We start from the raw sequence: 16,865 nt of genomic DNA, 5'->3' as shown, positions 1-16,865 counted from the left end.
CCCCCCCCCCCCCCCCGCAAAAAAACCATCCCACATTACAGCACATTTGCAAGCCCGCACGAACCAACGCACAAAGCCAAGGCTTGCAAAAGAGCTGCAATTCTACTTACGCACTCGTGCTAAATTGTTACTTTTGAGCTATCAAGAAATGAACCGACAAAATGGAAAAAGAAATTGACAACAAACTCAAATCCAAAAACATCAAACCAACGGCCATGCGCCAGTAAGTGTTGCAGGTTTTAACCGAACACAAATCAGCTATCAGCCTGCCTGAATTGGAACAAAAATTTGAAAAAGCCGACAAAGCAACTTTGTATCGAACGCTAAAAACATTTCAGGGAAATAAACTGATTCATTCGATTGATGATGATTCGGGTTCGGTAAAATATGCTTTGTGCCAGGAAGCTTGTGAGTGCCAACCCGAAGACCTGCATGTTCATTTTCTTTGCTCAAATTGTAATCAAACATTTTGTCTAAACGACATTCCGGTTCCAACAATAAATCTGCCCAATAGATTTTCCCTTGAATGTGTGAACATGGTTGTGAAAGGAATATGTGCCAATTGCGATAAATAAACTTTGCAACCCGGTTGCATCAACTTTTTTTTATCTTTGGCGTTCATATTTTATGATTTTAAGTTTTAGAAACCGGTGAATTTTAAAGGACAACATATAGGAGGAGTATTTACCTTTTTGGCAGGGCTGATTATTTTGGCTCATGCTGTTGTCCCACACCATCACCATTTCGAGTTAACCCATTTATCGGAGCAGGAATCAACGTGCGAAATTCCTGCACAAGAGAAAAACACTGACAACCAGGATTCCCATTGTCATGCATTTAATACGCTTGTATCAGAAAAGACAACGAATTCTATTGTAAATCAGGCTTTATCTGAATATTTCAATTCCTACATAGCCGGAATCAATACCAGTATTGAAATTCCGCCTGTTAAAAAAGTTACTACAACAATTTTTGGCGATCAGGCCATTTTCATCAAACAATTCTTCGTTACTGCCCAATCACTCAGGGCGCCTCCTGTAAATGCTTAATTTTTATTTGAGTTAACGAACCGGCAAACAAGCCGGGCCAAATGTCTTATACTTAATTCTTTTGTTATGAAAAAGAAGAAGTTAAGCAAGCAACAATTACAGGAAAAACGAAAAATCGAAAATAAAAGTTTAATCGAACACTTATTATCAGTTTTAGTTTACTGATGGTCGCAACAGTTTCTGTTCTGACTTTCTACACCTATAAGTGCGACACCCGGTTTTTTTATCATAAATGAGTTTGGTACGAAGAAGAAATTCCCGGCGAATGGGCTTGCATGAACGGCGATGACTTACAGCTTCATATATCTTCAAAAGTGTACTATAAAAACAAGGTGTACTATTTCTGTAGCGAGGAATGTTTTAACCATCTGGTAAAGCATTTTACAGAAGTTGCGATGGTTCCCGATGCTTTTTCAGGCAATTCAATTAACAAGTCCGATGCATTAATCGGGTTAAAAGAAAAAGGGGAACCTGAATTGGTTTACTTTAAGAATAAACAAACGATGAACGAATATTATGAACAGAGAAATAAATAAAGTTTTAACAAATAAAATCAATATGAGATGATAAACAAAATCATTGCTTTTTCAATAAAGAACAAAGCCCTCATTGGTTTGATGACCATCGGGCTTATTATAGGGGGTATTTGGTCAATGACCAAAGTGCCATTGGATGCCGTTCCCGACATTACCAACAACCAGGTGCAGGTAATTACAACCGCACCCAATCTGGGCACCGAGGACATTGAACAGTTTGTAACTTACCAGGTGGAACTTTCGGTGGCCAACCTGCCGGGGGTTATCGAAATTCGTTCGGTTTCACGGTTTGGTCTATCAGTGGTTACCATTGTTTTCGAGGACAACATGGGCACTTACCTTCCGCGGCAGTTGGTAAGCGAAGCATTGGCCGAAATTAAGGAAAAAATCCCGGAAGGCTTTGCCGAGCCGTTTATGGCTCCAATCAGTACTGGGTTAGGTGAAATTTACCAGTACACACTTGAAGTACAGCCAGGTTACGACACCGTGTATAACGACATGGAATTGCGCACCATGCAGGAATGGATTGTAAAACGGCAAATGGCGATGGTCCCCGGTGTGGTTGAAGTAAACTCCTTTGGCGGTCGTGGCAAACAATACGAAATTTCTATAAACCCCGATAAGCTTCGCAGTATGAACCTAACCATTGCCGACATTTTCGAGGCGTTGGAGGACAACAACCAGAACACAGGCGGGGCATACATCGAAAAAAACTTTCAGGCCAACTTTATCCGTGGCGAAGGTTTGATGCGTTCGCTCGATGACATCCGCAATACCCCTGTTGCCAATGTAAACGGGCAACCTGTTTTTATACGGGATGTGGCCGAGGTAAAATACGGGAGCTTTGTGCGTTACGGGGCTTTCACCAAAGATGGTAAAGGCGAAGCCGTGGGGGGTATTGTGATGATGCTGAAAGGTGAAAACTCCAACGATGTAATCAAGGATGTGAAAGAACGTATGGCATTAATCCAAAAATCATTGCCCGATGGCGTGGAGATAAAACCATTCCTCGACCGCAGCAAACTGATAAAAAGCACCACATCCACAGTTGCTGAGAACCTGTCGATTGGAGCGCTGATTGTAATTTTTGTCCTGGTCATCTTTCTGGGCAATCTTCGGGGTGGCTTATTGGTGGCATCTACCATACCGCTTGCTTTGCTGTTTGCATTTATCATGATGAATGTTTTCGGCGTTTGGGCAAACCTGATGAGCCTTGGGGCTATCGACTTTGGTATTCTGGTTGACGGGGCGGTAATCATCGTGGAAAGCATGATTTTTTACCTGCACCGAAATGAATTTATCGGGGAAAAAATTGGGCTGCCCCGGCGCAATGAGATAGCTTATAATTCAGCCAGTAAAATGATGAACTCCGCATTTTTCGGACAGCTCATCATTCTTATTGTATTTATTCCCGTGTTGGCATTGCAGGGTGTGGAAGGCAAGATGTTTATACCCATGGCCATGACCTTCGGCTTTGCCGTGTTGGGTGTTATGGTGCTTTGTCTTACCTACATCCCCATGATGGCTGCACTTTTCCTGAAACCTCCAAAAACAGATAAAAAAACCTGGGGAGAGAAATTTATTTTGAAGCTCGAAAACCTGTACGAACCGGTAATTGCCTGGGCTTTGCGCAAAGGTAAGCTCGTATTGGGAATTGCATTGGTCCTTTTAATTTCAGGTGTATTCTTGTTCTCACGCATGGGAGCCGAATTTATTCCACAGCTGGACGAAGGCGATTTTGCCTTCCAGGCTTTTCTAAAGCCCGGAACTTCTCTCTCCGAGGTGGAAAATGCATCTACCCGTATCGAACAAATTGTATTGGAAAATTTTCCCGATGAGATAGCATCTATACAAAGCCGTATTGGAGTTGCCGATTTGCCTACCGACCCCATGCCGATTGATATTGCTGATATATTTGTTATTCTTACACCACAGGATGAATGGACAAAGGTTGAATCGAAACAGGAACTGATTGATAAGGTAAAAGAAAAGGTAAGTGTCCTGCCGGGTATTAACTACGAATTTACGCAACCTATCGAAATGCGCTTTAACGAACTTTTAACTGGTATCCGGGAAGATGTGGCCATAAAATTATACGGTGACGACCTGAATATGCTGGCTGACAAAGCCGAAGAAATTTCTGGCTTAATTGCCGGGATAGAAGGAATTGAAGGCATAAAAGCTGAAGCAACCCGTGGGTTGCCTCAAATAACGGTAAAATACAACCGAACCAAACTGGGGCAGTACGGGTTAAAAATAAAGGACCTTAATACAGTAGTAGAAACAGCTTTCAGTGGTGGTGTTGCCGGAGTTATTTATGAAGGAGAGCGAATGTTCGACCTTGTGGTACGCTTAGATGAAGCACACCGCCAAAGCATTGACGACCTTCGGAATTTATTCGTAAATACACCGGATGGAAACCAGGTTCCCCTAAAAGAAGTAGCTGAAATCAGCTATCAGCCCGGCCCTATGCAAATCAGCCGCGATAATACCAACAGGCGTACGTATGTAGGTATCAACGTGGAAGGCAGGGACGTTAAATCGCTGGTAGAAGAAATTCAGCGAACCCTTGATGAAAAACTGGAACTGCCTTCTGGTTACTACATTCGCTACGGTGGAGCTTTCGAAAATCTCGAACGGGCATCAAAACGTCTTACACTGGTTGTACCGCTTGCATTGGCATTAATTTTTATGCTGGTTTTCTTTGCCATTAAATCCTTTAAACAAACCCTGATGATTTACGTGGCCATTCCACTGGCTACAGTAGGCGGAATCTTTTCACTTTACCTGCGTGACATGCCTTTCAGTATTTCGGCCGGAGTCGGCTTTATCGTGCTCTTTGGTGTGGCTGTGTTAAACGGTCTGGTATTGATAAGCGGTTTTAACGAGTTAAAAGAAGAAGGAAAACTCAGCCTTGGCGAAATTATCAAACAAGGTTCCCTTCGCAGGGTACGCCCTATTTTCCTGACCGCATCAACCGACATTCTCGGATTTCTGCCTATGGCCATTTCCACATCCGCCGGGGCGGAAGTGCAACGACCACTTGCAACTGTAGTTATTGGCGGTATGTTAACATCTACCCTTCTGACACTGGTTGTGTTGCCCGTACTATACAAAATGGTTGAATCGGGAAAAACCAAACTGAAAGTACCAAAACTCAATCCCACCGTAATAACCATCTTATTTATCATAGGGGGGCTTGGTATTTCGGGCGGGCTGAAAGCCCAGGAAAATACTGTTACCCTTGAACAGGCCATCACACGGGCTAAAGAAAACTATCCATCGTTAAAAGCGGCCTCGCTTAATGTGGAAAAGCAAAAAGCCTTGAAAGCTACAGCTTACGATTTGGGTAATACTTCCATCTACACCGGTAAAGAGGAAACAGGCAATGGAGCGGTGGGTATTCAAACCCAAATTGGTGTGACACAATCGGAAATTGACTTGTTTGGCATACCTGCCAAAAACAAGCTAAATAAATCACGCACCAATCTTGCCATTTCAAAACTTGAACTGACCGAAAATGAACTGGTCAGGAATGTGAGCCTGGCATGGTACAGGGCGCTGGTAGCCAAAAAACAAAAAGAATTGTACAAACAGCTTGACAGTATTTATGCCAATTTTCTGAAAGCTGCGGAACTGCGGTTTAAAACCCAGCAAACATCCAAAGTGGAGTACCTTTCTGCCTCTGCCAAATACAAAGAGTTAATGGTAAATATGAAACAGGCTGAAAACGAGTACCTGGCTTCCCTGCAAATCCTGAACCAGTACCTTATGTACCCCGATGGCGTTGAAATTGCCGATACAGGGCAGGAATGGGACGAAACGGTTCATGCTGCCTTTTCAATGGATTCTTTAAACGCTGTTCCCCTGCTGAATTATTACAGGCAACAGTTGGATGTTTCTAAGGCAGAGTGGAAAGCTGAAAAAGCAAATTTCCTGCCCAAACTTGATTTGGGGTACAGACAGCAATCTGTAGATGGCACATCAGGATTTTATGGCTGGGAAGCGGGCATTTCCGTTCCTTTACTCTTCTTTTCCCAGTCAGGTAAGACTAAAGCCGCCCGTTTTAATTACGAGATGACCGGGCAGGAATACAAGCAACGGGAACTTGAACTGAATGCCTCTTACAAAGAGCTTTTAAGCCGTTACAGGGTAATGGGCGAGGTGCTTGCATATTATAAAAATGAAGCCCTGCCGCTTGCTGCCGAACAAATTGAAGCAGCCAACCTGGGTTACCGTCTTGGAAGCCTCAGTTACATCGAGTTTATCCAGAATACTGAATCAGCCATAAAAACAAGACAACAATATATATCCCGTCTAGCGGAATTTTTCGAGATAAAAGAACAATTGGAATACATAACAGGTCAATAATTTTAAAAAACAGATAAGAATGAAAACAAAAATATTTATAGCACTTATTGCAATAGCAACATTCATGTCGTGCAACAGCAACAAAAAAGAAAACAGTGAAACCGGGGAACATGCGGAACATGAAGGCCCCGAAGGCGTGGTTATGCTGAACGAACTTCAGCGTGAAGCCCTAAATTTACAGTTGGGCAATTTTCAAATGCGAAACCTCACCACATTGGTAAAAACAAACGGACAACTCGAAGTACCACCAGCAGCAAGTGCCGATGTTACCGCTATTATTGGTGGCAATGTGAAAGAAATAAAGGTTTTTCATGGCGATAAAGTGAATAAAGGCCAGGTGTTGGCCATACTGGAGCATCCGGATTATATTGCCCTTCAGGAAGAATTTTCCGAAACAGCCAACAAACTGGAATTTCTTGAACAGGAATATGCCCGTCAAAAAGAGCTTTTCGAGAATAATGTTGGGGCAGGCAAAGACTTCCAGCAGGTAAAATCGGAATACAATACCGCCAAAGCACGTTACGAAGGGTTAAAATCAAGACTCCAACTGCTCAACCTTTCACCCGAAAAAGTAAAGGGAGGTAGTATTTCAAATACCATTTCCATTCTTTCGCCCATTAGCGGCTTTGTCAATGATGTGAATATTAAATTGGGAACGTATGTCGATGCCAAAAACCAGCTTTTCAGCATCACTGACAACCGGGAAATACATGCCGACTTTATGGTGTATGAAAATGATGTACACCTTTTAGAAAACGGACAAAAAGTTGATTTCACCGTTTCCAACCGTCCGGGCGAAGAATTGAACGCTACCATTTTTGCCATCGGAAAAGAGTTTGAACCTAACACCAGAGCGGTACACATCCATGCACGTCTCGACAAGAACCCGGGCAACCTGATTCCCGGCATGTACGTTTCGGGACATATCCATACCGATGAAAATTATACCCGTACCCTCCCCAATGATGCCATCGTAACCGAAGGGACTAAGTCCTATATCTTTATCTTGGATGAATTGGTTGAAGCAGAAGAACTCGAAGGGCATGAACATGAAGCGCTAACAGAAGACGAAGAGGGCAGCCACGTAATGGCGTTTCGAATGGTGGAAGTCATTACCGGGATGCAAGAGAGCGGATATACCGAGATAAAATTGCTCAGTCCCCTTCCCGATAATACACAGATTGTAATGAATGCAGCTTATTACCTGTTGGCCGATATGAAAAAAGAAGAAACAGAACATGAACATTAAAAACCAGGATTATGAAAGAAATAAAAGCATTTATAAGGCCCAATAAAGTGAACGACATTGTTCACCATTTAAAAGGTGCAGGTTTTGAGAACATGACCATTTCATCGGCAGAGGGTACCGGAAAATTACAGGATGAAACCGCATTTGTGTCCCAAAAGTTTTCCATTACCGACAGCGAAATGGCCAAACTGGAAATTGTAGTCGATAAAAACGATGTGGACAAAGTAGTCCAGATTATTTCGGAGCAAGGTAAAACTCTGAATCCCGGTGATGGAATAATTTATATTTCGGATGTTGAAAAAGCTTTTCGTGTAAAAACAGGGAAGGATATTAGATTGGATTAATAGCATAGAAACCATGGAAGGTATACTTGAAATGCACAAAATAGCATTTGCTAAAACCGGTGATAGTGAATGACCAATCAAGATAGCAAAAATTATTTTGCAAAGAGTGAATACAAATAACCTGCGAAAACAAAAGAAAAAGAAAAAAAGGAGATGAAAAAATTAAAGTTAGAAATACCACTTATTCTTCCCGAAGTGCCTGATGAAAAAGACCAATGTGTTCAGGAGCTTATCTCACTGCTTCAGGAGCAAAAAGGACTGGAAGAAGTCCACGTTTCAGAAGCTTCTGATAAGGGTGTACCTCAACTTTGTTTCCACTATAAACCGGAATTGATTTCCATCGACCGCATACGTACAATTGCCCGGCAAACCGGGGCATCCATTACCGAAAAAACCGGGCACAAGCTCATCGGGGTAGAAGGCATCCGCCACCCGCGCCATGCGCGCAGTATAGAGCGTAATCTGCGCGACTTAAACGGCATAATTGAAGCATCGGTTTCTGCCTCGGGAATGGTGCGGGTTGAATTCGATGCAAGACAGATTGACGAAACGCCAATTGTTAACAGGTTAAAAAAGGAAGGCCTGACCATCACGGATACTGCCGTAGAAGCCGGAACATATCTGCGCGGCATCAAAGAAACGGAGAAGCCTGCGAAAGAGCATACGCACGATAAAGAGCCCGGGTACGAAGAAAAAGGGGAAGAGCATGAACATGCGCATGGCGGGCTCCTGGGTAAAAATACGGAGTTGATTTTTCCCATTACCAGTGGAATATTGCTGGCCATTGGGTTCGGCCTCTCATTCGTGGATGCAGTTCCGTCGTGGGTTAGCCTGACCTTGTACATAGGAGCTTATTTCTTTGGCGGTTTCTATACGGCCAAAGAAGCAATCGAAACCGTATTGAGAGGTGGGTTTGAAATTGACTTCCTCATGCTGGTGGCAGCCATCGGAGCAGCTATTCTGGGTGAATGGGCAGAAGGGGCATTGTTACTGTTCCTCTTTAGCATGGGCCACGCCCTGGAGCATTATGCCATGAACAAAGCCCGCAAATCCATCGCGGCCCTGTCTGACCTGGCGCCCAAAACAGCCCTGCGGAAAAAAAACGGGAAAACAGAAGAAGTGGAGATTGAATCCCTGAGCATTGGCGACATTATCGTGGTAAAGCCCAATAGTAAAATTTCTGCTGATGGTGTCGTGGTTAGTGGCGAAAGCAGCGTGAACCAGGCCCCCATTACGGGCGAAAGTGTACCAGTGGATAAAGTGCCTGTGGATGCCCCGCAGAAGGACTATTCGAATGAAAAAGATATCAGTGATAAACACAGGGTTTTCTCAGGCACCATCAATGGCAACAATACGCTGGAAGTTAAAGTTATAAAGGAAGCCAGCGATTCAACCCTCTCCCGGTTGGTAAAACTGGTAAATGAAGCCCAAACGCAGAAATCGCCCACCCAGCGGTTTACCGATAAGTTCGAGAAATATTTTGTACCTGCCGTTTTGGGTTTAGTCGTGTTGTTGTTTGGGGCTTTTTTGGTTATCGACGAAAGTTTTAGCGACAGCTTTTACAGGGCAATGTCCGTTCTCGTAGCAGCCAGTCCTTGTGCGCTGGCCATTTCAACACCCAGCGCCGTGCTGAGCGGGGTGGCGCGTGCAGCCAAAGGCGGTGTGCTCATCAAAGGCGGACGTCCTTTGGAAGACCTCGGTGTTTTAACCGCGCTTGCTTTCGATAAAACCGGAACCCTTACCGAAGGCAAACCAAAACTCACTGAAGTGATTGCGCTGAATAATACCGATGAGAATGAATTGCTGAAAATGGCAATAGCCGTGGAAAATCTGAGCGACCACCCATTGGCGAAAGCAGTGGTCAGGGATGGCAAAAAACGTTTGAAAGGAAATGATATTCCCGAAGCCAAAGACCTGGAAGCCGTTTTGGGAAAAGGCATTAAAGCAACATTGGGTGAAGACAAAGTGTATATAGGAAACCTGGAGCTGTATGAAGCCCTCGATGATAAAAAACCTTCGGAGAAAATCAAAGAAAAAGTAAAAGCCCTTGAATCCGAAGGGAACACCACCATGCTTATCCGCCGCAATGGCGATTATGAAGGCATCATCGCCTTAATGGATACCCCGAGGGAAGAGGCAAAAAGCACGCTGGAGCAATTAAAGAAAATCGGTATTAAACGAATGATTATGCTCACGGGCGATAACCAGAAAGTGGCCGATGCCGTGGCAAAAGAAATAGGCCTGACCGATGCCTGGGGCAGCCTGTTGCCCGATGAAAAAGTGGATGCCATAAAAAAACTCAGAGAGAAGGAATCCAAAGTGGCAATGGTAGGCGATGGTGTGAATGATGCCCCCGCCATGGCCAACAGCACCGTGGGAATAGCTATGGGCGCGGCAGGTTCGGATGTGGCCCTGGAAACCGCTGATATTGCCCTGATGGGCGACAAACTGGAAATCCTGCCCTTTGCCATTGGCCTGAGCCGGAAAACAAAAAGCATCATAAAACAAAACCTGTGGATTAGCCTGGGCATTGTAGCTCTGCTTATTCCTTCAACCATCCTTGGCCTGGCCGGCATTGGCCTGGCCGTGCTGATTCACGAAGGTTCAACCCTTGTTGTAGTATTTAATGCATTGAGGTTGTTGGCATACAAAAAGTAAAGTTCAATAATATAGCAGATAAAGGTAACTGTATCTTAAATATTTACAGGTATGGAAAACAATGAAATAGAAAAGAAACTTGAATCGAAAAACGTAAAACCAACAGCCATGCGAACGTTGGTTTACAAAGCACTCGCTGAATCGGGCAAAGCGCTGAGCCTGTCCGATTTGGAACAACGTTTTGAAAAGGTAGAGCGTTCAACCATATTCAGGGCGCTTAAATCATTTCAGGACAACTTCATCGTTCATCCTGTGGATGATGGAACGGGTTCGGTTAAATATGCCGTCTGTGATGACGATTGCACATGTAACATACATGACCTGCACGTTCATTTTTATTGTACGCGTTGCGGCAAAACACGTTGCATGAAGGAACTGCCCATCCCCGATGTTAAACTGCCCGATGGATATACTTATGAGAACGCCCAGTTCATTATTAATGGGGTGTGTCCGCGCTGTGATTAAACTTTGCAACAGTGTTGCACTGACTTTTATGTAATTTTGCTGTTAATATAGAATGTTTAACATCAAAAATTAATAGTTATGAAATATTATTTCGAAAAAACCACAGATTATGCTTTTGAAGAAGCAGTAGAAAAAGTAACCGAAGAACTTAAAAAAGAAGGGTTCGGGGTACTGACCGGGATTGATGTGCAGGCCACATTGAAAAAGAAACTGGATGTCGATTTCAGAAAATACCGGATTTTGGGGGCTTGCAATCCGCCATTTGCACATAAAGCGCTGCAAGCCGAAAACAAAATCGGGGCCATGCTACCCTGCAATGTGATTGTGCAGGAACTGGAGAATGGCAAAACAGAAGTAGCTGCCGTTGACCCGGTGGCATCCATGAAGGCAGTTGATAACGACAAATTAGGTGAAATTGCCGGTGAAATCAGGGCGAAACTTGAAAAGGTCATTGAAAACGTATAATACGGCCGGAATTTTACCCTAAAGTAGTTTAAGAATCCTTGGAAATGAGAAAACAACTGTTGTTATTAACCTTCGCGCTTTTCTGTGCATTCACGGTGAATGCACAGGAGGGAGAACGGTTGAAAGTAATCACAGGGGTGCGTGTTAACCCTTTTGTGATGTACGATTTTGACGGCAACAAAACGGAAATAACCCGTATCCATGCCGAGTTGGGCGCCATGTTCAATAATAAAACCTACCTGTCGGTGGGATACACGCCCTTTGCCAACGCCATCTACAATTTCAACGAATACTGGTTTGTAGGGTTTGATGAAAAAATCCCGGTATCGTGGGTTTTGGCAGAAGAGTACATGTTTGATGAAAATAAATTTATAGTCCAGACCGGCCCCAATTTCAAATTAGGGAACGTGGGAAATGCCTTTGTATTCCTGTTTACCCCTGTTGATAATATTGACTGGGGCTTGAAAGTGGGCGCTTTTATCCCGTTAAATGTGGTGTTGTATAAAGAATAGTTAACATGTTTAAATCTGTATTTACCGTAAGTAAAATGAACTGCCCCTCTGAAGAATCCTTAATCAGGATGAAAATGGAAGGGATTTCAGGTATCAAAAACCTAGTGTTCGATATTGAAAACCGCAAACTTACCATCTTTCATGCTGAAGAAAATCCGGAAATCGAAAAACGACTGAAAGAACTCAATTTAGGCGCTGAACACAAAGACACTATCGATGTCCAGGAAGATGAATTTATAGATAATGCAAGCGCACAATCGAAACTTCTTTGGATGGTACTGATTATCAATTTTGCTTTTTTTATCATTGAAATTACAACAGGTCTCATTTCAAAATCCATGGGTTTGGTTGCCGATTCATTGGATATGCTGGCTGACGCGTTGGTTTATGGACTTAGCCTTTGGGCAGTCGGTTCAACAATAATTCGCAAGAAAAAAGTAGCGAAACTAAGCGGATATTTTCAACTGGCATTAGCCCTTCTGGGTCTTTCGGAGGTGATACGCCGGTTTATCAGTTTTGTAGAAGTGCCGGACTTTCAAACCATGATTATCGTTTCGGCATTGGCATTGATTGCCAATTCAGTTTGCCTCTATTTATTGCAAAAATCAAAGAGCAACGAAGCACACATGAAAGCCACCATGATTTTTACATCTAACGATATAATTATCAATACAGGTGTAATTGTGGCTGGTGTTTTGGTATTGTTGACCCAATCAAAATACCCGGATTTAATAATCGGGACAATTATCTTTCTAATTGTAACACGCGGTGCATTCAGGATATTAAAGCTTGGAAGATAATAATGAAATGAAGTAATCATGACTACTTTTTATAGACGTTTGTGTTTAGATTTGAATTCGCTAATCATTAATGATTTTACACATGTCAGAATTTAAACATAATTACGAAAATAAAACCATGTGGGTAGTTCTTTTAACTGCCGTTACCATGGTTGTGGAAATAATATTTGGATTGACCACAAAATCAATGGCTTTACTGGCCGATGGCATACACATGGGGTCACATGTGCTTGCTATTGGGTTAAGCTGGGTGGCTTACATAATAGTACGAAAGGTTTCAAAAAGCGAAAAGTTTACGGGCAATTCAGACAAAATACTTTCTCTTTCGGGATACAGCAGTGGTTTGATGCTGCTTATTTTTGCAGTTGTTATTATAGTAGAGGCAATCCAACGCTTTTACAATCCGGTGGACATTGTTTATAAAGAAGCAATACTTGTCGCCATTATTGGTTTACTGGTAAATATTGCCAGCGCCTTCATACTGCATCATAAGCATGAACATTCCGACCATAATATCAGGGCGGCCTATTTGCATGTTATTGCGGATGCATTAACCAGTGTATCTGCAATCCTGGGATTGACCGCAGCAATGATTTGGGATATTCCGTTTATTGATACCATTGCTGCATTAATCAGCTCATTTGTGATTATCAAATGGTCGATTGGATTATTGAAGGATTCGGGAAAGGTTTTACTGGATATAAACCAAAACAACAATGAACATGGGCGCCATCATCACTAAAAGTGTAATAACCTGCCCTGATTGCGGGTTTAGAAAAGAAGAAACCATGCCGGAAGATGTATGTCAGTTTTTTTATGAATGTGAGAATTGTCATACCGTTTTGGTGGTGAAAGGAGTATGTGCCAATTGCGACAAATAAACTTTGCAACCCGGTTGCATCAACATTTTATTAGTTTCGCCACATGTGAAATTTGAGGGATTGTACCAAACAGCTGTTAGCTCTTCACGAACCGGAGGAATAACAAACGGCACCCGGTTGATTGTTGGTTTGAGATTTATGTTCTAATTTTTGATGAATTGTACGTCTTAAAGAAAAGGACTGGAACAAACCAATTTTTTATAATAATCCACTGTTGTCCGGTAAAAATTTAAAACCGGGCCAGATTTTGAAAATCTAACCCGGTATGTCTATTTTTGAGTTACGCCACAAAAAAATTAGACATGGGTAAAAATAAAAATTTTAGCGGACAGCCGATATTTAATCAGTTAATAAAGTTCATTGACAAGAGTGAGATAAAGAAGATAGCAAAAAAGCATGATGCTGAACGTTATGTGAAAAAGTTTACCACATATAATCATATTGTAGTTATGCTTTTCGTGGCATTAGAAGGTTATCATTCTATCCGTGAGGCCATTCTGGGTTTATTGGCTAACGCCCATAAACTTTCACATCCGGGATTATCGTATTTGGTTAGGCGGAGTACTTTTTCTGAAGCTAACCAAAGACGGAGCAGCAAGGTTTTCGAAGATATTTATATGAGTGTTTACAGAAAACATGCCTCCCGTTTAACGGACAGCCGGTTGAGCGATGCCGACCTGAAGCGTCTCTACATTATGGATTCAACAACTATCAGCTTGTTTAAAGACATTCTTCGCGGGGTGGGGCGCAACCCAAAACAAGGGAAGAAAAAAGGGGGGATAAAGGCTCATACCATAATAAAATCGAGCGAAAACGTACCCTGCCTTATCCGTTACAGCGAAGCAGCCCGGCATGACCACATGTTTTTAAAAGAGGTTTTCAACCTGGAAGCAGGTTCAATAATTACCTTCGACAAAGGATATGTTGATTACGCTACCTACGAAGCATTCACCCAAAGCAATATTTGGTATGTGACACGGTTAAAAGATAATGCCATTTATCAGGCAAGGAAAGAATTTGATATTCCTGACAATGCGGATTCTGGTGTCCTTAAAGACGAAGAGATTGTTTTGTTATATGGTAGTAACAACCAAAATCAGCACCGTGCAAGACGGATTGCATACTGGGACAGCGAAAATAACCGCTTGTTTGAGTTCATATCCAACAATTTTGAACTGTCAGCCGAAAAAATTGCACTGATTTACAAGAAACGTTGGCAGATTGAATTACTGTTTAAACAACTAAAGCAAAACTTTCCATTAAAGTATTTTCTTGGCGATAACGAGAACGCTATTGAAATACAAATATGGACAGCCATGCTGGCCAACCTGCTGATAACCCTTGTGAAAGGCAAAATTAAACGCAAATGGGCATTCTCAAACCTGGTATCTGTTGTCAGGCAGCAATTGATGAATTATATCAACATTTATTATTTCATAGAAGACCCCGAAGGAAGCTGGAGGGAGGTTATAAAGGAAAATAAATTGAAATATCAAAATTCTTTATTCCCAGATTGGGAGGGGGCTTACTTTTGAAAAATGAAAATATGAAATCTCATTGTCAATGAGTTAAAATAGAAAATAAATAAAATTCCGGGTTTACCGGACAACAATGATTCAAAATATGGAAAAATGTATTCTCAATTGTTCACATGGAGACAAAAAGGAGACTACGATGATTTATTCGATTTCGATAAAGACAAAGTAATTCCTTATTTCGAGCCAGTTAGTGATTTTATTTTGCTGATTGAAAGCATGATTAAAAATAAAGCCAGGCGTTAACATTTTGTATATTTAACTGTGGGTGCAGTGGTAGTTTCATCTTCCCTACCCGCCTCATTTCGGTGTGTATGTGAACTGGATATCGCCCCGAAAACCACAGCTAAACATACAATTTACTGTTGTTGCGACACCAAGTCGCTCTATATAATTGTTTTACAGGGCAATGGCCCTGATAAAACCTATTGTTCTTCCAATAGTATCCTACCGGGACAACGGATGTATGGCTTGCCCTGTTAAATATAATTTTCACAGGGTGAACCATTATCGGTTGAAGCTCCCGGGAGAAGTGTACCAATCGCAGGGATTTCGTATCCCACGGCGTGCCACGAAACCGCAAGGCGGACTGTCATCGGGGTCTTAGACCGATTAAGGGCATGGATGCGTGAGCATGGCTAAAACATTTGAACATTCCGAAACTGTCGTAAAGGCGTAAGAGCGAAAACCAAGACCGATACGCTCCCTGCCAAAATGGTAACCTGACAGGTTATAGACAGATACTAATATTTGAAAGACCTAAAAAACAGGGTGTAACTCTCTCTAAATAAATGCCTTATAATATCAGAAACCTTTATTTAGCTTTATTTTAACGGACTTGCATTAAGACTCCTTCATAAAACACCTTCCATTCACCGTTTTATACTAACTTTGCCGGCAATAAAACCAAAGACCTGAACGTTTAAAATATCACATTAAACCGTGCGATGCGAGTTAGAAGAGTTATCTATATTTGTTTTATTTTACTGATGCCTTTATCAGTTTTTGCCCAGCAGGGGGGCGAGGCCCTGTTCAGCATTCTGAATCTCACCCCGTCGGCCAGGATGAATGCCCTGGGCGGCCATCAGGCAGCGCTTTACGACAATGATCCGGGCACGGCTTTGTTTAATCCGGCCATGGCCGATTCTTCGTTTCATAAAAATGCCACCATCGGATTTTCTCCTTATATTGCTGACATTAATTATGGTTATGCCGGATTTGCATGGCACGTGCCCAAAACAGGCACTTTTTTTGGCGGTCTGAATCACCTGGGATACGGAAATATGATCATGGCCGACCAAAACGGTGAGATCAGCGGAACATTCAGTGCTGCCGAAACGGTTGTTTTCCTCGGTTATTCAAAAAAATTATCACCGCTTCTGTCTGCCGGTATCGCATTCAAACCTGTCTTCAGTTCTATAGAAACCTATCATTCGTGGGGAATTGCAATTGATGCCGGGCTTCATTATCGTAGCCATAACGAAAGATTCCATGCCGGTCTTTTATTACGAAATGCCGGACGTCAAATCAGTTCTTACAGTGAAAGTTCAGCAGAAACACTGCAACCCGACCTTCAAATTGGAGCCTCTCTGAAACTGGAACATGCGCCATTCCGGTTCTCGTTGACCGCCCGCGACCTTTTATCCGGGTCATTGGATTATGAGATTCCTGATAACGAATATGGCATTACTGTCCCACAGCCCGAAAGTGCTGATGCCGGTTTTGGCGACCTGGTTTTAAGACATCTGGTTTTGGGGGTGGAATTTGTGCCTTCGGATAATTTCTATGTTGCCGGAGGATTGAACCCCCGAAGGCGGCAGGAGCTTAAAGTCGATTCAAAAATATCAACCGTGGGATATTCCTGGGGATTTGGATTTCGCATTTATAAATTCCACTTTGCTTACAGTTCTGCCAGGTACCACCTGTCTTCCTCGTCCAATTATTTTTCCATCACCACCAATATTTCCGCTTTTTAGGCCGGGAAAATATGGATAAAAGAA

Annotated in this window: 17 protein-coding genes; all 17 read left to right on the top strand. The window is 42.6% G+C overall.

The features are described from left to right. Positions 1 to 227: 227 nt before the first annotated feature. The 17 genes from ATH1_RS19250 (at position 228) to porQ (ending at position 16,841) form a co-directional block, all read left to right on the top strand. Positions 228 to 575 (top strand): Fur family transcriptional regulator, encoded by a 348-nt coding sequence (locus ATH1_RS19250; protein WP_010420135.1) that lies wholly within the window; start codon positions 228 to 230, stop codon positions 573 to 575. A 75-nt stretch (positions 576 to 650) separates the two neighbouring features. Then, positions 651 to 1,049, top strand: coding sequence for a DUF6769 family protein (locus ATH1_RS0108375; protein WP_010420134.1), 399 nt, complete (start codon positions 651 to 653; stop codon positions 1,047 to 1,049). Positions 1,050 to 1,324: 275 nt separating this feature from the next. Then, positions 1,325 to 1,585, top strand: a complete 261-nt coding sequence (locus ATH1_RS0108370) for a hypothetical protein (RefSeq protein WP_010420131.1) — start codon at positions 1,325 to 1,327, stop codon at positions 1,583 to 1,585. Positions 1,586 to 1,612: 27 nt separating this feature from the next. Beyond that, positions 1,613 to 5,956 carry a CusA/CzcA family heavy metal efflux RND transporter gene (locus ATH1_RS0108365; protein ID WP_010420128.1) on the top strand — a complete coding sequence of 1,448 codons (4,344 nt, stop codon included), beginning with the start codon at positions 1,613 to 1,615 and terminating at the stop codon, positions 5,954 to 5,956. 19 nt (positions 5,957 to 5,975) lie between these two features. Then, entirely contained in the window at positions 5,976 to 7,205 is a 1,230-nt protein-coding gene (locus tag ATH1_RS0108360; RefSeq protein ID WP_010420125.1) for an efflux RND transporter periplasmic adaptor subunit, read from the top strand. Between the two features lie 11 nt (positions 7,206 to 7,216). Beyond that, the gene (locus ATH1_RS0108355) at positions 7,217 to 7,549 is read left to right on the top strand and encodes a P-II family nitrogen regulator (protein WP_010420122.1); all 333 of its coding nucleotides are present in this window, start codon (positions 7,217 to 7,219) and stop codon (positions 7,547 to 7,549) included. Between the two features lie 153 nt (positions 7,550 to 7,702). Then, a complete protein-coding gene (locus tag ATH1_RS0108350; RefSeq protein WP_010420119.1) occupies positions 7,703 to 10,207 on the top strand; it encodes a heavy metal translocating P-type ATPase in 2,505 nt (834 codons plus the stop codon). 51 nt (positions 10,208 to 10,258) lie between these two features. Continuing rightward, positions 10,259 to 10,672 (top strand): Fur family transcriptional regulator, encoded by a 414-nt coding sequence (locus ATH1_RS0108345; RefSeq protein WP_010420117.1) that lies wholly within the window; start codon positions 10,259 to 10,261, stop codon positions 10,670 to 10,672. A gap of 78 nt (positions 10,673 to 10,750) precedes the next feature. Next, positions 10,751 to 11,137: a DUF302 domain-containing protein gene (locus tag ATH1_RS0108340; protein WP_010420115.1), complete on the top strand. Its 387-nt coding sequence runs from the start codon at positions 10,751 to 10,753 to the stop codon at positions 11,135 to 11,137. Between the two features lie 44 nt (positions 11,138 to 11,181). After that, complete coding sequence (locus ATH1_RS0108335) at positions 11,182 to 11,649, top strand: hypothetical protein (RefSeq protein ID WP_010420112.1); 468 nt, start codon at positions 11,182 to 11,184, stop codon at positions 11,647 to 11,649. A gap of 5 nt (positions 11,650 to 11,654) precedes the next feature. Beyond that, positions 11,655 to 12,449: a cation efflux transmembrane domain-containing protein gene (locus ATH1_RS0108330; protein ID WP_010420109.1), complete on the top strand. Its 795-nt coding sequence runs from the start codon at positions 11,655 to 11,657 to the stop codon at positions 12,447 to 12,449. A gap of 82 nt (positions 12,450 to 12,531) precedes the next feature. Continuing rightward, on the top strand, positions 12,532 to 13,191 hold the full coding sequence (locus tag ATH1_RS0108325) for a cation diffusion facilitator family transporter (protein ID WP_010420106.1): 660 nt from the start codon (positions 12,532 to 12,534) through the stop codon (positions 13,189 to 13,191). Further along, positions 13,166 to 13,330: a GDCCVxC domain-containing (seleno)protein gene (locus tag ATH1_RS22450; protein ID WP_342626182.1), complete on the top strand. Its 165-nt coding sequence runs from the start codon at positions 13,166 to 13,168 to the stop codon at positions 13,328 to 13,330. The genes ATH1_RS0108325 and ATH1_RS22450 overlap by 26 nt, the downstream gene beginning before the upstream one ends. 302 nt (positions 13,331 to 13,632) lie before the next feature. Then, entirely contained in the window at positions 13,633 to 14,865 is a 1,233-nt protein-coding gene (locus tag ATH1_RS0108315) for an IS4 family transposase (protein ID WP_010420100.1), read from the top strand. Between the two features lie 96 nt (positions 14,866 to 14,961). Then, complete coding sequence (locus ATH1_RS21420) at positions 14,962 to 15,111, top strand: hypothetical protein (protein ID WP_010420098.1); 150 nt, start codon at positions 14,962 to 14,964, stop codon at positions 15,109 to 15,111. A gap of 163 nt (positions 15,112 to 15,274) precedes the next feature. After that, the gene (locus ATH1_RS21110) at positions 15,275 to 15,472 is read left to right on the top strand and encodes a hypothetical protein (RefSeq protein ID WP_139035306.1); all 198 of its coding nucleotides are present in this window, start codon (positions 15,275 to 15,277) and stop codon (positions 15,470 to 15,472) included. Positions 15,473 to 15,812: 340 nt separating this feature from the next. Next, entirely contained in the window at positions 15,813 to 16,841 is a 1,029-nt protein-coding gene (gene porQ, locus ATH1_RS0108305; protein ID WP_010420095.1) for a type IX secretion system protein PorQ, read from the top strand. Positions 16,842 to 16,865 lie beyond the last annotated feature (24 nt).

Origin of the sequence: Anaerophaga thermohalophila DSM 12881 (genome assembly GCF_000191885.1) — a bacterium.
GTDB lineage: Bacteria > Bacteroidota > Bacteroidia > Bacteroidales > Marinilabiliaceae > Anaerophaga > Anaerophaga thermohalophila.
This window is presented reverse-complemented; position numbering and strand designations above follow the sequence as displayed.